This is a genomic window from Streptomyces sp. NPDC057287 (assembly GCF_042667905.1).
In the GTDB taxonomy this organism is placed as follows: Bacteria; Actinomycetota; Actinomycetes; order Streptomycetales; family Streptomycetaceae; genus Streptomyces.
Genome location: NZ_JBHUYV010000010.1, coordinates 336461 through 338248, shown reverse-complemented (window position 1 = coordinate 338248; position 1788 = coordinate 336461). Strand labels below are relative to the sequence as shown.

General features: G+C 72.3%; 2 protein-coding genes. Both read left to right on the top strand.

Features of this window, described 5'->3' with window-relative positions; translation table 11 throughout:
- A partial coding sequence (locus ACFUNE_RS21680; protein ID WP_383570297.1) for an amidohydrolase family protein occupies positions 1-534 on the top strand: 534 nt, incomplete at its 5' end.
- Between the two features lie 2 nt (positions 535-536).
- Entirely contained in the window at positions 537-1652 is a 1116-nt protein-coding gene (alc, locus tag ACFUNE_RS21675; RefSeq protein WP_383570294.1) for an allantoicase, read from the top strand.
- The last annotated feature ends 136 nt before the right edge of the window (positions 1653-1788 follow it).

Here is a 1788-nt window from a genome sequence, read left to right as displayed (position 1 = left end):
TTGACGGCGGAGGAGGTTCCGGACGGGGCGACGGAGTTCAAGTGCTGTCCGCCGATCCGGGAGGCCGGCAATCAGGATGCGTTGTGGGCGGGGCTCGCGGACGGGACGATCGACTGCATCGTCTCGGACCACTCGCCGTGCACCACGGATCTGAAGACCGGGGACTTCGCGTCGGCGTGGGGCGGGATCTCCTCGTTGCAGTTGGGTCTGCCCGCGATCTGGACCGAGGCGCGTCGGCGTGGGCACGGTCTGGAGGATGTCGTGCGGTGGATGTCGGCGGGGCCGGCGGAGCTGGCCGGGCTGTCCCGTAAGGGTGCCATCGAGGCGGGGCGGGATGCCGACTTCGCGGTCCTCGCCCCCGATGAGACCTTCACCGTCGATCCGGCGGGGCTCTTCCACCGCAACCAGGTCACCGCGTATGCGGGCAGGACCCTCCACGGTGTCGTCAGGTCCACGTGGCTGCGCGGCACGCGGATCGCGGCCGACGGCGTACTCGCCGAACCCACCGGCCGCCTCCTCGAAAGGAACCACTGACCATGACGGCGACACCGCACTTCACCGGCGACGCGAGCCCGTACGGAGGCGGCGACCCGTACGCCGACTACCGCACCGCCGACTTCCCCTTCACCCAGCTTGTGGACCTCGCCGACCGGCGGCTCGGTGCGGGTGTGATCGCCGCCAACGACGAGTTCTTCGCCGAGCGCGAGAACCTGCTGAAGCCGGAGCCCGCGGAGTTCGACCCGGAGCGCTTCGGGCACAAGGGCAAGATCATGGACGGCTGGGAGACCCGCCGACGTCGCGGTGCGAGCGCCGACGAGCCGCACCCCACGGACGAGGACCACGACTGGGCCCTCGTACGCCTCGGCGCTCCTGGCGTGGTGCGCGGGCTGATCGTCGACACGGCGCACTTCCGCGGCAACTACCCGCAGTCGGTCTCCGTCGAGGGGACCTCGCTGCCCGGCTCCCCGTCGCCCGACGACCTCCTCGCGCCCGACGTGAAGTGGACGACCCTCGTGCCCCGTACGGCCGTCGGAGGCCACGCGGCGAACGGTTTCGCGGTCGACGCGGGGCAGCGCTTCACCCATCTGCGGGTCAACCAGCACCCCGACGGGGGCATAGCCCGCCTGCGCGTCCACGGAGAGGTGGCACCCGACCCCGCGTGGCTGGCAGCCCTCGGTACGTTCGACGTGGTGGCCCTGGAGAACGGAGGCGAGGTCGAGGACGCCTCCGACCGCTTCTACTCCCCGGCCACGAACACCATCGCGCCGGGCCGCTCCCGCAAGATGGACGACGGCTGGGAGACCCGCCGCCGACGCGACAAGGGCAACGACTGGATCCGCTACCGGCTGGCCGAGCAGTCCGAGATCCGGGCGGTCGAGATCGACACCGCCTACCTCAAGGGCAACGCGGCGGGATGGGCGGAGATCTCGGTGAGCGACGGGGAGGACGGCCGCCCGGCCGTACTCCTGCCCCGCACCCGGCTGCAGCCCGACACGAACCACCGGTTCGTCCTGCCGGAGCCCGTGCGCGGCACCCATGTCCGGATCGACATCTTCCCGGATGGCGGCATCTCCCGGCTGCGGCTCTTCGGCTCGCTGACCGAGGAGGGGGCGGCACGGCTGACCGCCCGTCACGAGGCGCTCGGCGGCTAGCGCGCGAACGCACGGGAGCGGCGGGGGGGGGCGGGGGGCGGGGCCCCCCCCCCCCGGGGGCGCGGGGCGCGCAACCCCCCAACCCTACACGGCCAGGTGGGAAACAAACCGCCCGGCCCCAAAGTGCCCCCCAAAG